This window comes from Sphaerisporangium sp. NPDC049002 (genome assembly GCF_040649355.1).
In the GTDB taxonomy this organism is placed as follows: Bacteria; Actinomycetota; Actinomycetes; order Streptosporangiales; family Streptosporangiaceae; genus Sphaerisporangium.
In genome coordinates this window covers 1-15,501 of the sequence record NZ_JBEZFH010000183.1, presented here as the reverse complement: position 1 = coordinate 15,501, position 15,501 = coordinate 1, and the positions used below count along the sequence as shown (strand labels likewise).

16 protein-coding genes are annotated in these 15,501 nt (G+C 69.8%); 9 read left to right on the top strand and 7 right to left on the bottom strand.

What is annotated here, in order from left to right; translation table 11 throughout:
* Positions 1–50 precede the first annotated feature (50 nt).
* Both moeZ and AB0B89_RS28090 read right to left on the bottom strand, forming a co-directional pair.
* Positions 51–1,229 (bottom strand): adenylyltransferase/sulfurtransferase MoeZ, encoded by a 1,179-nt coding sequence (gene moeZ, locus AB0B89_RS28095; protein WP_358558836.1) that lies wholly within the window; start codon positions 1,227–1,229, stop codon positions 51–53.
* Between the two features lie 117 nt (positions 1,230–1,346).
* Entirely contained in the window at positions 1,347–2,321 is a 975-nt protein-coding gene (locus AB0B89_RS28090; RefSeq protein ID WP_358558835.1) for an alpha/beta hydrolase, read from the bottom strand.
* A 329-nt stretch (positions 2,322–2,650) separates the two neighbouring features.
* On the opposite strand from AB0B89_RS28090, the gene AB0B89_RS28085 reads away from it, so the two are divergent.
* Positions 2,651–3,163 (top strand): hypothetical protein, encoded by a 513-nt coding sequence (locus AB0B89_RS28085; RefSeq protein ID WP_358558833.1) that lies wholly within the window; start codon positions 2,651–2,653, stop codon positions 3,161–3,163.
* A 282-nt stretch (positions 3,164–3,445) separates the two neighbouring features.
* On the opposite strand, the gene AB0B89_RS28080 is transcribed toward AB0B89_RS28085, so the two are convergent.
* Positions 3,446–4,363, bottom strand: a complete 918-nt coding sequence (locus tag AB0B89_RS28080; RefSeq protein WP_358558831.1) for a Ku protein — start codon at positions 4,361–4,363, stop codon at positions 3,446–3,448.
* Positions 4,364–4,536: 173 nt separating this feature from the next.
* Here AB0B89_RS28080 and ligD point away from each other — a divergent pair, with 173 nt between their 5' ends.
* The 4 genes from ligD to AB0B89_RS28060 all read left to right on the top strand — a co-directional run bounded on the left by ligD (position 4,537) and on the right by AB0B89_RS28060 (position 6,864).
* Positions 4,537–5,445: a non-homologous end-joining DNA ligase gene (ligD, locus tag AB0B89_RS28075; protein WP_358558829.1), complete on the top strand. Its 909-nt coding sequence runs from the start codon at positions 4,537–4,539 to the stop codon at positions 5,443–5,445.
* Between the two features lie 58 nt (positions 5,446–5,503).
* Entirely contained in the window at positions 5,504–5,737 is a 234-nt protein-coding gene (locus AB0B89_RS28070; protein ID WP_358558827.1) for a hypothetical protein, read from the top strand.
* Between the two features lie 162 nt (positions 5,738–5,899).
* Positions 5,900–6,520: a TetR/AcrR family transcriptional regulator gene (locus AB0B89_RS28065; protein ID WP_358558825.1), complete on the top strand. Its 621-nt coding sequence runs from the start codon at positions 5,900–5,902 to the stop codon at positions 6,518–6,520.
* 113 nt (positions 6,521–6,633) lie between these two features.
* Positions 6,634–6,864: a DUF3107 domain-containing protein gene (locus tag AB0B89_RS28060; RefSeq protein WP_358558824.1), complete on the top strand. Its 231-nt coding sequence runs from the start codon at positions 6,634–6,636 to the stop codon at positions 6,862–6,864.
* A 361-nt stretch (positions 6,865–7,225) separates the two neighbouring features.
* Here AB0B89_RS28060 and AB0B89_RS28055 read toward each other — a convergent pair whose 3' ends face one another.
* Positions 7,226–7,927, bottom strand: a complete 702-nt coding sequence (locus tag AB0B89_RS28055; RefSeq protein WP_358558822.1) for a ferritin-like fold-containing protein — start codon at positions 7,925–7,927, stop codon at positions 7,226–7,228.
* 406 nt (positions 7,928–8,333) lie between these two features.
* Between AB0B89_RS28055 and AB0B89_RS28050 the strand changes: the two genes are divergently transcribed.
* The 3 genes from AB0B89_RS28050 to AB0B89_RS28040 all read left to right on the top strand — a co-directional run bounded on the left by AB0B89_RS28050 (position 8,334) and on the right by AB0B89_RS28040 (position 12,280).
* A complete protein-coding gene (locus tag AB0B89_RS28050; protein WP_358558820.1) occupies positions 8,334–10,163 on the top strand; it encodes a DEAD/DEAH box helicase in 1,830 nt (609 codons plus the stop codon).
* A 212-nt stretch (positions 10,164–10,375) separates the two neighbouring features.
* A complete protein-coding gene (locus AB0B89_RS28045; RefSeq protein WP_358558818.1) occupies positions 10,376–11,254 on the top strand; it encodes an alpha/beta hydrolase in 879 nt (292 codons plus the stop codon).
* A gap of 117 nt (positions 11,255–11,371) precedes the next feature.
* A complete protein-coding gene (locus AB0B89_RS28040) occupies positions 11,372–12,280 on the top strand; it encodes an oxygenase MpaB family protein (protein ID WP_358558816.1) in 909 nt (302 codons plus the stop codon).
* 65 nt (positions 12,281–12,345) lie between these two features.
* Here the strand turns inward: AB0B89_RS28040 and AB0B89_RS28035 are convergent, their stop codons facing one another.
* The 3 genes from AB0B89_RS28035 to AB0B89_RS28025 form a co-directional block, all read right to left on the bottom strand.
* Positions 12,346–13,296: a PD-(D/E)XK nuclease family protein gene (locus AB0B89_RS28035; RefSeq protein ID WP_358558814.1), complete on the bottom strand. Its 951-nt coding sequence runs from the start codon at positions 13,294–13,296 to the stop codon at positions 12,346–12,348.
* A 150-nt stretch (positions 13,297–13,446) separates the two neighbouring features.
* Complete coding sequence (locus tag AB0B89_RS28030; protein ID WP_358558812.1) at positions 13,447–14,163, bottom strand: MBL fold metallo-hydrolase; 717 nt, start codon at positions 14,161–14,163, stop codon at positions 13,447–13,449.
* Between the two features lie 122 nt (positions 14,164–14,285).
* Positions 14,286–14,966: a DUF6758 family protein gene (locus AB0B89_RS28025; protein WP_358558810.1), complete on the bottom strand. Its 681-nt coding sequence runs from the start codon at positions 14,964–14,966 to the stop codon at positions 14,286–14,288.
* A 27-nt stretch (positions 14,967–14,993) separates the two neighbouring features.
* Between AB0B89_RS28025 and AB0B89_RS28020 the strand changes: the two genes are divergently transcribed.
* Entirely contained in the window at positions 14,994–15,401 is a 408-nt protein-coding gene (locus AB0B89_RS28020; RefSeq protein WP_358558808.1) for an NUDIX domain-containing protein, read from the top strand.
* Positions 15,402–15,501: the final 100 nt, after the last annotated feature.

The following is a 15,501-nucleotide window of genomic DNA, read 5'->3' as shown; positions in this document are numbered from 1 at the left end:
GCGGCCACGAACCAGACGGTGGTGACACCGAGGACTTTCGCCCGACCGGATCAGTAGGTCGGAAGCGAGGGGTCGACGGTCTTGACCCAGCTCAGCACGCCACCGCCGACGTGGACGGCGTCGGAGAAGCCGGCGTTCTTCAGGACCGCCAGCGCCTCGGCGGACCGGGCTCCCGACTTGCAGTGCAGGACGATCTTCTTGTCGTGCGGCAGCCGCTCCAGGGCCGTGCCCCGCACGAAGTCGCCCTTCGGGATCAGCACGGCGCCGGGGATGCTGACGATCTCGTACTCGTTCTGCTCTCGGACGTCGACGAGGAAGATGTCGTCCCCGCGGTCCTGCATGTCCTTGAGCTCCTTGGCGGTGATCGTGGAGCCCGACGCGGCCTGCTGGGCCTCGTCGGAGATCGTGCCGCAGAACGCCTCGTAGTCGATCAGCTCAGTGATCGTGGGGTTCTTGCCGCAGAGCGGGCACTCGGGGTCCTTGCGGACCTTGACGTCGCGGTACTTCATCTCCAGGGCGTCATAGATCATCAGACGCCCGACCAGCGGATCGCCGATGCCCGTGAGCACCTTGATCGCCTCGTTCACCTGGATCGAGCCGATGGAGGCGCAGAGCACGCCGAGGACGCCGCCCTCGGCGCAGGACGGCACCATGCCCGGAGGCGGCGGCTCGGGGTACAGGCAGCGGTAGCAGGGCCCGTACTCGGACCAGAACACGCTCGCCTGGCCGTCGAAGCGGTAGATCGAGCCCCAGATGTAGGGCTTGCCCAGCAGGACGGCCGCGTCGTTCACCATGTAGCGAGTCGCGAAGTTGTCGGTGCCGTCGACGATCAGGTCGTAGGCGGCGAAGATGTCCATCACGTTGTCGGTCGTGAGCGCCACGTTGTGGATCACGACGTTGACCAGGGGATTGATCTCGCGGACCGTCGCGGCGGCGCTCTCGGCCTTCAGGCGGCCGACGTCCGACTGTCCGTGGATGATCTGCCGCTGAAGGTTGGACTCATCAACGACATCGAAGTCGACGACGCCGAGTGTGCCCACACCGGCCGCGGCGAGGTACATCAGCGCCGGGGAACCGAGGCCGCCGGCGCCCACACAGAGCACCTTGGCGTTCTTCAGCCGCTTCTGCCCGGCCATCCCCACATCGGGGATGATCAGGTGGCGAGAGTAGCGGCGCACCTCGTCAACGGTCAGCTCGTCGGCCGGCTCTACCAGCGGTGGCAACGACACAGTTCTACGCTCCCGTTTCAGGGGATCTTCCCATTTGGCGGCTTGCCCGTCAGGCTACGCGCCCAGCCGTCTGTCACAACCTAACCCGGTTGCCCCCGCATTCCCGAATCGGCGATCTTAGCCGACGGCGGCCGTATTCTCCGGGCTCCGCGCGTCCTTCGCGTCCCCCAGGGACTTCGCGCCGTCGTGGCTCGCGGTCGCCCTCCTCGCTCCATCCTGCATCAGGACGCGTACGTGGCGGGCGACGAGCGCGGGGAACTCCATCTGCGCGACGTGGGCCGCGTGGGGCAGGAGCACCAGCCGGACGTCCTGGAACGTGCGCCCTGCCCTCGACGCCATCCTCGGGTCCACGAGGCGGTCGTGCCGCCCGTGTACCACCAGCGTGGGAGCGGTCACCTGGGCGGCCAGCCGCCACAGGTTGTCCGCGCCGCGCCGGAAGTACTCGTTGACCAGGGCGCGGGCCGTGGCCACCAGCGCCAGGCCCGCGTACGGAAGCTCGTCGCGGCGGCGCAGCTCAGCCACGGCGTCCTCCAGGCGGTCGGGGTGGACCCGGGCGCTGTCGGCGTAGCACATGGCCATGGTCGCCCTGATCCTGCGCTCGGGCGGCAGCGAGCGGAGGCGCATGACGGCCCACTCGCCGAGCCGGGGGGCCGCCGACATGGCGACGCGGGCCGGGCCGTACCGGGGAAGCAGGTCGGGCAGGGCCGGCGAGACGAGCGTGAGCGTGCGGACGAGATCGGGGCGCGTGGCCGCGACCCGGACCGCGACGGCGCCGCCCAAGGAGTTGCCGAGCAGGTGGACGGGGCCGCCGATGTGCTCGATCAGCGCCGTGACGGCCGCGGCGTGCGCGCCTACGGAGTAGTCGCCGCCGGGCGGCGCGGGAGAGTAGCCCGCTCCGGGCAGGTCGATGGAGTATCCCCTGACCTGGCCCTGGAGCTCGGCCATCAGGTCGGTCCAGTTGGTCGCGGACCCGGCGAGCCCGTGCACGAACACGGCCTTCTCCTGCGGCCCCTCGGGCGTGGACCGCACGTAGACGCCGAGGCCGCCGAGATCGAGCAGTTCCCCGGGCCAGTGCGGAATCGGTTCATCCACGATCTTTTCCCTCCTGTTCACCATCCGTTCCGACGATATCCCGGCGCCGTACGGCTCGCGCCGACCACCGCGCCCAGGTGGGGCTACCCCGGACAGGACCGAAGAGGCCACACGATCGCAGGAAATATCGGGCAAATCGGGAAATATCGAACTGAAAGACATAAGGGCAGGTTAAGTAGATGCCAAAAGGCAGCGATCCCCGTTTGTCGTATGCGTCGCTAGGAAAACATGGCAAGTGGGAAGACTCTTAACGAGTCACCCCAGCATTTACCTCGAAAATGAGGAAATGCGTCCGCTGGGCAACCCGATGCGTCAAGGGGGAAAACGCAATGCCCGACGTCAAGAAATACGCCGCAATGCTGACCGTCACCGCGGCACTCACTGGTGGTCTCGCCGGTCTCGGCGCCACCACGGCTACAAGCGCCAACGCGTCCACTGCGATCGGTACCAACTTCGGAGGCGGCTTCGACGGCTTCGACGGCTTCGATGGCGGTGGCTTCGGCGGAGGCGGCGGCTACGGCGGCGGCGGCCACTGCCACCACGACGGCGGCGGCCACCACGGCCACCACGGCGGATGGGGCGACGAAGGCTTCGGGGACGACGACGGTGGCTGGGGCGGTAAGGGCTTCAGCAAGCACCACCGTCGCCACCACCGTGCCGGGGGCGGCCACCGCAACTGCTACTTCAAGATCGTAGAGGCCCGCTTCTTCCGCGCGATCATCGGCCACAACAGCCACGGTGGCGGCCACCGTGACTTCTTCCGTGACGACCGTCGCCACTGGCGTCCCGAGCACCACCACCACGGCCACAAGCACCACGGCAACCGGCACGAGGAGAGGTAAACATCCATTCCTGAGCGGATTTCCCGGGCGGCGATCCGCCCGGTGACTCCAGCCGCTCAGCCGACAGATCATGGGAGGCCCCGGAGTGATTCCGCTCCGGGGCCTCTCCCTGCTCGGATATTTTATCCCGGCTCGAAATTCCCCCGCCGCCCCCCGGCAATTCACTTTTCCAGGAGACTTCTCCAGAGCACCGGCCTTTCACCGCCCCGGCGGTTATCTGACGCTGAATAACTCGAATAGGGCGGCAGGATCGTACGCCGCGCGCCGCCGGGATCACCGCGGTCAGGCGGTCTTGCGGGTGCGGCGCTTCGGGGCCTGCTTCTTGGCGTCCTTCTCGTCCTTCTCGTCCTTCTCGGCCTTGGCGGACTTGGCGGCCGGCTTCTTCTTCGCGGCGCCCGAGGCCGGAGCCTTCTCGCGGCCGCCCTCGCGCTCCCGCTTGGCCGCGTCGACGCTCGCCCGCAGCGCCGCCATCAGGTCGACGGCGGGCCCCGCCTGCTCGGGGGCCTCGGGCCGCACGAGCTCCTTGCCCGCGACCTTGGCCTCGATGACCTGCTGGAGCGCCTCACGGTAGGCGTCGTGGTAGTCGGTGGGGTCGAACTCCCCCGCCATGGTCTCGATGAGCGACTCGGCCATCTGCAGTTCCTGCGGGCGGACCTCGACGTCCTCGTCCTGGAAGGCGAACCCCGGGTCGCGGACCTCGTCGGGCCAGAGCATGGTCTCCAGCACGAACACCCCGTCGCGGATGCGCAGGGCGGCGAGCGACTCACGCTGCCGCAGCGCGACCTTCACGATCGCCACCTGCCCGGTGCGCTCCAGCGCGTCGCGGAGCAGCACGTACGGCTTCACGCCCGTGGACTCGGGCTCCAGGTAGTACGACTTGTTGAACAGGATCGGGTCGAGCTGGTCGGCCGGGGTGAACTGCAGCACGTCGATACGGCGCGAGGTGCTCAGCGGCAGGTCGGCGAAGTCCTCGTCGGTGAGCACGACCACCTCGCCGCCGGGGAGCTCGTACCCCTTGGCGATCTCGGAGTACGCCACCTCCTCGCCGTCGACGCTGCACACCCGCTTGTACTTGATGCGGCCGGCGTCCTCGCGATGCACCTGGTGGAACGTCACGTCCTTCTGCTCGGTGGCCGAGTAGAGCTTCACAGGGATGGTGACAAGCCCGAACGAGATGGCACCCTTCCAGATGCTACGCATGACTTCTCCTCACCTCGCCCCTACTATCGAACGCGTGTTCGTTGGCGGCAAGGGCACAAAGCATTTCTAGATGGGCAGATACCCAGTGTTGAATGCCGTATCCGGTCAGGCGCCCGCCTGGTTTGATCGGTGCCCAACTGAGCACGGGAAGAGAAAGACAGGAAGGGGCGCGTGTGGCGGAGAAGGTCCGGGTCAGGGTCGACGGCCGGGAGCTGACGCTGACCAACCTCGACAAGGTGCTGTATCCCGAGGCGGGGTTCACCAAGGCCGAGGTGATCGACTACTACAGCCGCCTCGCCCCCGTCATGCTCCCGCACCTCAGGGGCCGTCCGATGACCGTCAAGCGCTATCCCAACGGCGTGGGCGAGCAGTTCTTCTTCGAGAAGAACCGGCCCGCGCACACACCCGCGTGGGTGCGCACGGCGCGCCTGCCCGCTCCGGGCAGCACCAAAGATCGCGACACCATCGTCTACACCATCGTCGACGACCTGCCCACGCTGGTCTATCTCGCGAACCTCGCCGCCCTGGAGTTCCACACCCCGATGTGGCGGATCGACGAGCAGGGACGGCCCCAGCCGCCCGACACCATGGTCTTCGACCTGGACCCCGGCGCGCCGGCGACTATCGTCGAGTGCTCCCGCGTGGCGCTGCGGCTCAGGGACGTCCTGCGCGAGGACGGCCTTGCGGGCTGCCCGAAGACCAGCGGCAACAAGGGGATGCAGGTCTACGTCCCCTGGTCCCACAGGTCCGGCAGCCCCTCCGAGTACGCCAAGGCGCTCGCCCAGCGGCTGGAGAAGGAACGGCCGGACGAGATCGTGAGCCAGATGGCCAGGAAGCTGCGCCCCGGCAAGGTCTTCATCGACTGGAGCCAGAACAACCCCGCCAAGACCACCGTCTCCCCTTACTCGCTGCGCGCCAACCGGCTGCCCACGGTGTCCACGCCGGTCACCTGGGAAGAGGTGGAGGGCTGCGACCGGCCCGAGGATCTGGCGTTCACCGCCGAGGACGTTCTGCGCCGTGTCGCGGAATTGGGTGATCTCATGGCGCCGCCGGAGCGGAGCGGCACCGGGGACGGGCCTTAGGCTGGACGCATCGGGGTATGGAGCGGGCGAGTTCGCCTGCCGACGGAGGGTACTGAACATGTCGGAGATGGATGTGGGAGGCAACGAGGCCTCGCTGGACGCACTGGAGCCCCTCGACGACGTCGCCGACGCGCTGGAGACCGAGGTCCCCGAGGCCGACGCCATCGAGCAGCACCTGACCATACGCGCCGACCAGCGCGAATGGCCCCTGGAGATCCCCTACGACGTCGATCCCGCCGACGCCGCCGACCAGGAGCGCACGGTCGATCTCGGCGACGACGACTATCGCTGACCTGGTTACCCGCGCGTAGGATGTGAACCCCGAACCGGATCCACGGGAGCGTGGGGCAGGCGGATGCCTGGCCGGCTGAGATCCGAATCCAACTCGATCAGCAGGAAGGCCGAGCGCGATCGCCGATCGCGCGACGCGTGAACCGTCCCCAAGGAGAGTCCCGTGACCGCTACCCCGGACGCCAAGCCCCGGGGCACCCGGCTGCCCCGGATGGCCCGTCGCCGACAGTTGCTGAACGCGGCGCAGGAGGTCTTCGTGGAGAACGGCTACCACGCGGCCGCGATGGACGAGATCGCCGAGCGGGCCGGGGTCAGCAAGCCGGTGCTCTACCAACACTTTCCGGGCAAGCTGGAGCTCTACCTGGCGTTGCTCGACCTCCACGTCGACGACATGGCGAACCGGTGCCGCGAGGCCCTCGCCTCCACGACCGACAACAAGCAGCGCGTCCAGGCCGCCATCGGGGCGTTCTTCGACTTCGTGTCCAGCCAGGGCGAGGCCTTCCGCCTGGTCTTCGAGTCCGACCTGCGCAACGTCGCCCCCGTGCGCCAGCGCATGGAGCGCTCGCTCAAGGAGAGCGCCGAGATGATCAGCCAGGTGATCCAGGAGGACACCGGCTGCTCCAGCGACGAGGCCCACCTCCTCGGCGTCGGCCTGGTCGGCATGGCCGAGGTCAGCGCGCGTTACTGGCTCGCCAGCCACGGCACCATTCCCAAGGACGTGGCCACCCAGCTCATGGCCCGCCTCGCCTGGAGAGGCATCGGCGGCTTCCCCCGCACCACGTAGCGGGTCCTCCCGCACCACACCGTTGTTCGCTTGACGCGATCAGCAGGGGTCACGGGACACCCGAAGAGTAACGATGAGGGTTACAGCGCTCGTCGAAACCGAAAGGGCTCCCGATGGAAGTAAAGATCGCCGTACGCTCCGTGCACCGCGAGATCGTCATTGAGACCGACCTGTCCGCCGACGAGGTGGAGCAGGAGCTGCGCAACTCGCTCGCCGCGGACCGCGGGGTCTTCTCGCTCACCGACACCAAGGGCATGCGTGTCGTCGTCCCGGTCTCCTCGCTCGGGTTCGTCGAGATCGGCGAGGACGCGTCACGCATCGTCGGCTTCGGCGGCACGATCTGAGCCCGGCGCTTTGGGGGGCCTGAGCTCCCCAAAGCGCCGAGGTGAGCACGGGGCCGTCTCCGGGCCCCTGAAGATCGGACTGGCGCGGGCTCAAAGGCCCGTGCACTCCTCGCGTGAGCCGAGCGAGCAGCCACATGGGCGATGGAAACGCCTGACGTCGTCTCGCTTGTGGCTGACGGCCGGGCAACCCGCGCTCCCCCTTCGTAACACGGGCCGCGAGGTCCAGCGATTGGGTCCACATCTCATCAAGGAACTGCCGTAGCGGCGCGAGGCCCTCATGTCTCGAACGCTACAACCGCTCGGGGGTTTCGCGCCGCTCGATCACGGCACCTAATTGGCCAGGAGTCCGAAACCTTCTCGCCTAGGGCCCCGGAACCAGCCCCATGGCCGCCATGCGCTTGCCGTGCTCCTCGGTCAGACGGGCGAACAGCCGGCCGATCTCGACCAGATCGGCGGCCAGACCGGCGTCACCCGCCGCCCCGCTCCCAGGAACCTCCTCGGAGGGGGAGACGAGCAGCAGCGCGAGGTCGGGCCTGGCGGCGGCGAGCCGGTGGCCCTGACTCAGCGCCTCGCCCACCATGCGCCGCGCCCACAATGCGAGACGGCCGGTGAGCTGGGATTTCTCGGCCAGCGCCGCGCGCACGCGCTCGACCACGAACTCCGACCTGCTCTCCTCCGCCAGCACCTCGTCGACGAGCTTGCGCGTCTCGGGATCCACGTGCCGCGCGGCCTCGCGGTAGAAGTCCCCCGCGATGCCCCTGCCGACGTAGGCCTTGACCAGGGCCTCCAGCCAGTCCCCCGGCCGCGTCTGGGCGTGCCAGTCGTCCAGGGACGACACGAACGGCGCCATGGCCTCCTCGGGGTCCGCGCCGAGCCAGGACAGCCGGTCGCGCAGGAGCACGAAGTGGGCGTACTCGGCGGCGGCCAGGCCGCTGAGCTCGGCCTGGTCGGTCAGCGAGGGGGCGAGGGTGGCGGCATCCTCGGCGAGCCTGAGGAACGCGGTCAGCTCCGCGTAGGCGAGGACGCCGAGCAGCCCGACGACGCCGGCAGGGGTATCGCTCATGGATGCAGCGTACGAGCTTCGCACACGGCCGCTGACCCGGACGGACGGGCCCGGACCACCCCCCAGGACACGGCGAACCACCATGCGGAACACGAAGAAATCGGCTGGGTCTTGTGGTATCGAGTACACTGCCCTGTAAGAGTGCGACCGCAGTATGTATTCAGGGAGATTATCGCCTGATAGCCCCCACGCGAGCTACGCCGCAGCGGTCGCCGAGACGAGATGAGGGTTGGCTTTTCCGCGCGGACCCGGCACGAGACCAACTCGGCCAGCGGTCCCGGAAGCCCGCCTTCGCAGGAGACTTAGGCAGGCCGAGCTGACCACGTTCCGAGACCTTGGAGTCATACCCGAGATCGCTGATGCCCTGGAAACCGAGGGCATCATCTCACCGTTCCCCATTCAAGAGATGGCCCTTCCGCTCGCGATCAGCGGACAGGACGTCATCGGCCAGGCGCGCACGGGCACCGGCAAGACCTACGCCTTCGGCGTGGCGATGCTCCAGCGCGTCGGCAAGCCCCGCAAGAACCGCAAGAAGCCCCGCGGGCTCGTCGTCGTCCCGACGCGTGAGCTGGCCCTCCAGGTGACCGAGGACCTCGTCGTCGCCGGCGGCAAGCTGGGCTCGCGGATCCTCACGGTCTACGGCGGGCGCGCGTACGAGCCCCAGATCGAGGCGCTCAAGCAGGGCGTCGACGTCATCGTCGGCACGCCCGGCCGCCTCCTCGACCTGGTGAACCAGAAGCACCTCGACCTCAGCCAGGTGTCCATGCTGGTCCTGGACGAGGCCGACCGCATGCTCGACCTGGGCTTCCTTCCCGACATCGAGCGCATCATCAAGCTCATCCCGGCCGAGCGGCAGACCATGCTGTTCTCCGCCACGATGCCGGGCGAGATCGTCACCCTGTCCCGCCGCTACCTGTCCCGGCCGACGCACGTCCGCGCCGAGAACGCCGACGCGGGCGACGAGGACATGTCGAAGACGATCCAGTTCGTCTGGCGCACCCACCGCATGGACAAGATCGAGATCGTCGGCCGCATGCTGCAGAGCGAGGGTCACGGGCTCACGATGGTGTTCTGCGAGACCAAGCGCGCCTGCGACATGGTCTCCGAGCAGCTCAAGGAGCGCGGCTTCGCGGCGGCGGCCGTGCACGGCGACCTCGGGCAGGGGCAGCGCGAGCAGGCCCTGCGCGCGTTCCGCAGCGGCAAGATCGACGTTCTGGTGGCCACCGACGTGGCGGCGCGGGGCATCGACATCGACGACGTCACGCACGTCGTCAACTACGACTGCCCGCAGGACGAGAAGACCTACGTCCACCGCATCGGCCGCACCGGCCGGGCGGGCCGCACGGGCGTCGCCGTGACCTTCGTCGAGTGGGAGGAGCTCACTCGCTGGAAGGTCATCAACAACGCCCTCGGCCTCGACTTCGCCGAGCCGGTCGAGACCTACTCGACCTCTCCGCACGTCTACACCGACCTCAACATCCCTCAGGGCACCAAGGGCGTGCTCCCGAGGGCCCAGAGGTCCCGCGCGGGCCTGGACGCCGAGCAGATCGAGGACATCGGCGAGACCGGGCGTCACCGCTCCCGCAAGGAGCGTGACGACCGCAACGAGCGATCCGACCGTTCCGAACGCCAGGAGCGCCGCGAGCGCCCGGCGCGCAACCGGCAGCGCCGCCGCACCCGTGGCGGTCAGACGGCCGAGAACGTGGCGTCCGAGGTCACGGGCGTCGCCGAGCCCGCGGCTCTGGTGCCCGCCGACGCGGCGGTGGAGGGCGACATCCTCGCCCCCGAGCCCGCCATCGTGTCCCAGGCGGCCGTGAGGGCCCCCGAGGCCGCGACCAAGGCGGCGCCGGAGCCCGTCGCCGCCGAGGTGCCCGCCCCGCGGCGCACCCGCCGGGGCGCGAGCAAAGCAGCACTGTCCGAGGCGCTCGCCGAGGTCACCCCCTCGGCAGCGTCCGACCGGGGCGCGACCGCGCCCGTCGCCCAGGAGGCGCTGATCAGAACCGAAGAGTTCGAAGCGACGGCACGGCGCACGCCCGCGCCCGCCCTGCCCGACGGGTTCGGAGTCGCGCCCGTCGAGCGCGCCGAGCCGGAGCGGATCATCCCGCCGACTCCGTTCTCGATCATCTTCCAGTCGCCCGACCTGGCGACGGATGACGATGTGGCGCCCTCCGCGGCCTCCGAGCGCGTCCAGCAGCGCCGCCGGCCGACCTACCAGCGTCCCGCCAGGAGGGGCTGAACGGGCCGGCGTCTGTGAACGACCGCGGCCCGAGCGGCCGACGCGGTGAGAACGGCGGGAAGCCCTCGCGGGCGGCCCGCCGTTTCGAACGACGCGCTCCGGCCGCGGCGACGCGCCATCCGATCAGGTGAGAAAGTGGAAAGTCAACCACGCGACCAACGTAGAGCGTTTGACGGTGTTGCCAGGATGAATCCTCAGTATCGTGGTGCCGCGTGAGTACGCCGCGCTTCCTAACGCTGCCTCCTGGTGTCTGTGCGCAGCAGATCGAGACGTCCGTGGGCACCTTCGCGGCCCTGGAGGCGCTGCCCGTCCGCGGCGTCCCCGAGAGATGGCCGGCGCTGCTGGTCCCGGGGTACACCGGCAGCAAGGAAGACTTCATCGCGATCTTCCAGACGCTCGCCCAGGCCGGGCGCCGGGTCATCGCGGTCGACATGCGCGGCCAGTACGAGACCAAGGGACCCGACGACCACTCGGCCTACACCTGTGAGGCCCTCGGCGAGGACATCGACCATGTCGCCTCCCTGGTGGGGGGCGGTGAGCCCGTCCACCTGGTCGGCCACTCCTTCGGTGGGCTGGTCACGCGCGAGGCCGTGATCGGCGGAGCCACCAAGCTCGCGTCGCACACGCTGATGAGCTCCGGCCCGTCAGGGATCACCGGTCCCCGTGAGAAGGCGTGCCGCGTCATGCTGCGCGAGCTTCCCGAGGCCGGGCTCGAACACCTCTGGACCCACCGGCTGGAGCCGGAGGCCATCGTGGCGGGGGTTCCCGACGACATTCTCGCCTTCCTGCGCAGGCGGCTCCTTTCCAACTCGGTGACCGGCCTGATGACCATGGCCGAGCAGGTGCTGGACGCCCCCGACCGGCTCGACGAACTGGGCGAGGTCGACGTGGCCACCCTCGTCCTCTACGGCGAGCACGACGACGGCTGGCCGCCCGCGATCCAGGCCGAGATGGCGCACCGCCTCGACGCCGACTGCGTCGTGGTGCCGGGAGCGCTCCATTCCCCCGCGGTGGAGGCTCCTGAGACGACGGCGCACGCGCTCACCCGCTTCTGGAACCAGGCCGAGCAGCACCTCCTCCACACCGGCTGATCCACCGGCGCCGGCCGGGCGCCTCCCGGATCACCCCGGGGCCACGGGCCGTCCACCGGCGGATCCGCCGGACCCTCCCTGATGGCCGGCCCGATGCCGTGTAATCCTTTACGTGCTATGTCGAGCATCGGCGAGATCGTCGTCCAGCCGCCGGACCGGGTCACCTGGCTGGTCCACATCGACCGTTCCATGTGGGTGGGAGGGGTCAGGGGCCTCATGCTCCAGGCCCTGCACCCTGTGGCGATGCGCGGCATCTGGCAGAACTCCGGCTTCCAGGAAGATCCGTTCGGGCGCCTGCGACGCACCGCCGACTTCGTCGGCCGGGTGACCTTCGGCAGCCCCGAGGAGGCCGACGCGATCGGCAGGCGCGTACGCGGCATCCACCGGCGGCTGCGCGTCAGGGATCCCGGCACCGGCAGGACGCACCGCGTCGACGACCCCGAGCTGCTGCTGTGGGTCCACTGCGCCGAGGTGTCGTCCTACCTGGAGACGGCCCGGCGTGGCGGGCTGCGGATCACCGACGCCCAGGCCGACCGCTACCTCAGGGAGCAGCGCCGCAGCGCCACCTACGTCGGCCTGCACGAGGAGGACGTTCCCGGCTCGATGGCCGAGATGCGCGACTACTTCGCCGGCGTGCGGCCGGCCTTGGAGGTGACCCCCGAGTCGGTGTCGGCGGTCCGCTTCCTGATCTGGCCGAAGATGCCGCGGCGCCTTCGCTTCCTGACGCCCGGCAAACCGGCGTACTTCCCCTTCGGAGCGCTCTGCTACTACACGCTCCCCGCGTGGGCCAGGCGGATGTACGGCGTGCTGCCCGAGGTGCCCCAGGCGACCGTGACGGCGGCGCTGCGGGCGTTCCGGCTCGGTATGAACGCGCTGCCGGAGACCGTTCATGACCACGCGTTCATGCCCGGCACCCGCGACATGCTCACCGGGGCCCGCGCACGTCTCGGCGCCGCCGGTTACGACGTGAGCAAAGGACTCAAGGGACTGTCGGACCCACGCCGGTGGCCCTCCCCACCCGGCTGAACGAGCCCAGCACCCTTCCCCCCGTTCTGCCTCCTGGCCCTGGCCACCCGCAGCCTATATGCGTGTCAGGCGGGCTCCGCGAGGCCGTCCCAGGGCTGGTGTGGGGAGCCGGAGGCCTGGCCCTCCGGGCAGTGCCTGCGGTAGTCGCACCAGGAGCAGATCGGGCCCGTGTTCGGGGGGAAGCTCGCGTCGATCTCCGGCGGCACAGGCCCGGCGCCCGTGCCGGACGTACGCGAGCTCGTATCGGACGCGCCCTTGCGAGAGCCCGTGCCGGACGTACGGGAGCCGGCGCTCGCCGGGGCGGCGTCGGCGCGCCAGGCGCGGTAGCGCTCGTCGGCCTCCGATGCCTCCAGTGCGATGTCCTCGGCGCGGCCGATGTGGCGGCGGAGGGAGTCGTCGGAGTGCTCCCACTCGACGATCGAGCCCGTCGGGACGTGGTGCAGCTCGACCCTGCGGCACGTACGGTGCATCACGCGCGAGGAGGCCACCGCGTAGATCGCGAGCGCGAGCGAGGAACGGGCGTCCTCCTCGGTGAGGGGACGCCTGCCGGTCTTGTAGTCGACGACCACCAGCTCGTCGCCGCGTCGGTCGAGCCGGTCGACGCGCCCGGAGACCGCGATCGCGGAGGTGCGGGTGGCGACCGTGCGCTCGACACCGACCGGCTCGTCGGAGGGGTCGAGGGTGCTCGTGTAGCCCGAGACCATGGCCCGCGCGCGGTCGCGCCACACCGTGGACTGCTCCTGGTCGCGGAAGCCCTCGGTGATCCATCCCTTGGTGAGCAGGATGCCCGCCATCGCGGGGGTCCTGCGTTCGTACGGCTCGCGCCACCACCCGGCCAGCGCGTTGTGGACCGAGGCGCCCACGCTGTTGTGCGCCCACGGCGGCCCCTTTGGCAGGGACGGGCGGTCGAGATAGGAGAAGCGGTAGCGCCGGGGGCAGTCGAGCCAGGCGTTCAGCCGCGACGGCGTACACGTATAGAGCCGCCTGGGCATGCCTTCGAGACCGAGTTGCCCCACAGTGAGCCTCTCCCTTCGCCCCGGAAGGCACAGGCCGCCCGACAAGGCAGCGAATCGCTGGTCACCGACGCCGGGCGAGCGCCGGCGTCGGACTAAGGCTCGATCTCTATCGGTCAGCTCCGCGGCCGAACCCGGGGGCTCGGCCGTGGATCACTCGTCGTCGAGGTTGAGCTTGATGCCGGAGGCACGCGTGCCGTCGGAGAGCGGGCTCTCGGCGGCGGCGGCCGGGCCGGCACCGGTGAGCGAGCCGGCGAGCCAGTCGTCGAAGTGCGGCTCCTGCTCGCCGATGGTCGTCTCCTCGCCGTGGGCCGGCAGCACCCGGGTGTCGGCCGGAAGGGTGAAGAGCCGCTCGCCGATCGCCGTGAGCTGGTCGGCCAGCGCGGGATACTCCCCGCCGAGCTTGCCCGGCCCGTCGGCCAGGAGCGTCTTGCCGGTGAAGACCACGCCCAGCGCCTCGACGTAGAGCGAGACGCCACCCGGGGTGATGCCGGGTGTGGCGATCACCTCCAGCTCGACGTCGGCGACGCCGAAGATGCCCTCGTCCTCCATGTCGATGTCGGGGTAGGTCTCCTGCCAGGTGTCACGCCAGAGCTGGCGGTCCTTGCGGTTGAGGGCGACGACCGCCTCGTCACGCGCCGCCACCTCGATGGCCCCGCCGACGTGGTCGGGCAGGCCGTGGGTGCAGATGACCGCGAGCACCTCGCGCTCACCCACGCTGGAAAGGATCGTCTCCGCGTCGCGCGCGGGGTCGATGACGATGACCTCCTCGTCGTCGCCCACGATCCACGTGTTGTTCTCGACCTTGTATTCGGCGCCGTCGATGTCCACGACGCCCTCGGTCACCACTCGCTCGATACGCGCTGTCACGGCCACGACCTTACCGAACACTTGAACCCGTCTCGATAAGCAAACGGATGACATCGACGAAGAACCTCACACCATGTCCCGGTTCCGCCGTCATCACCGGCCCGGGGGACCGTGCGCGGAGCCTACGACTCGGCCCCGAGACGCGGTGAGAAGGCACCGTAGGGCAGGTCGAGCTCCTGGTCCTGCTCCCTCAGATCGCGCAGGACGAGCTGGGCGAGCTCGACGAGGCACCCGGCCTCGGCCGGCCAGCCGATGACCCACAGCCAGTTGCCCATGGCCTCGCCGACGTACGCGACGCGGTCGGACGGGCCCTCCACCAACCAGAGCGCCGTGGGGTGACCAAGGGTGTCGACCTTGGCGTTGGGCGGGCCGAGGTCGAACCCCGGCCCCGGATCGGGGCCAGGAAGCCCCGCGAAGGCCGCTCCCAGCCCGATGCCCGGCTCCTCCGCCACGACGACGAGGTCGGCGGGGCCGTGGGTGACCGACGGCCCGGACAGGGCCACCACACCCGCGTGGGTGCCGGTGAGCTCGTCTCCGGCGTCTCCGAACCCGGTCACCAGCCATCCCGTGGGCAGCGGCCACGGCAACCAGAAGGGGACGCGCGAACCCTTGCGTACCACGTCGAGCGCCTCGTCGGACGGGCGCCTCGGCTGGAAGGGCAGGACGGTGCCGTGCACGGCGCAACGCCAAGCGCTGGACCATGCGCTGGGTGGTTGCAGCGTGCCGAAACACCGAGGGCAGGTAGGCGCGGCTCTCACAGTTATCCACGGTGCTTCGGTCAACGCGCGAAAGTCAAGGGGCATCCCGTTATCCCGGCGTAATCTTGGCCTATGCGCGTGAGATGCGTGGGAGCGATCGTCTCCGACGACGCGGGGCGGCTGCTGCTGATCAGGCGCGGGCGCCCACCGGGCGAGGGCCTGTGGTCGCTCCCGGGCGGCCGGGTGGAGCTCGGCGAGTCCGACGCGGACGCCCTCGCGCGCGAGCTCCTGGAGGAGACCGGCCTGCCCGTCTCGGTCGGGGCGCGGGCCGGCACCGTGGAGCGGCAGGGCCCCGGCGGCGTCGTGTACGAGATCCACGACTACTTCGCGACGGCCGGCCCCGGCACGCCACGGCCGGGCGACGACGCGGCCGACGTCGGGTGGTTCTCCCCCGGTGATCTCGCGCGGCTCCCCCTCACCTCCGGCCTCCTGGACACGCTGATCGCCTGGCACGTCCTGGACGCCGGCGTCAGCCGCTGAAGGACGTCCACCACGACCGAGGTGGCCAGCCGCTCGCGGACGTCATCACGACCGAGGAGGTCAGCCGCTCGCGGACGTCATCACGACCGAGGAGGTCAGC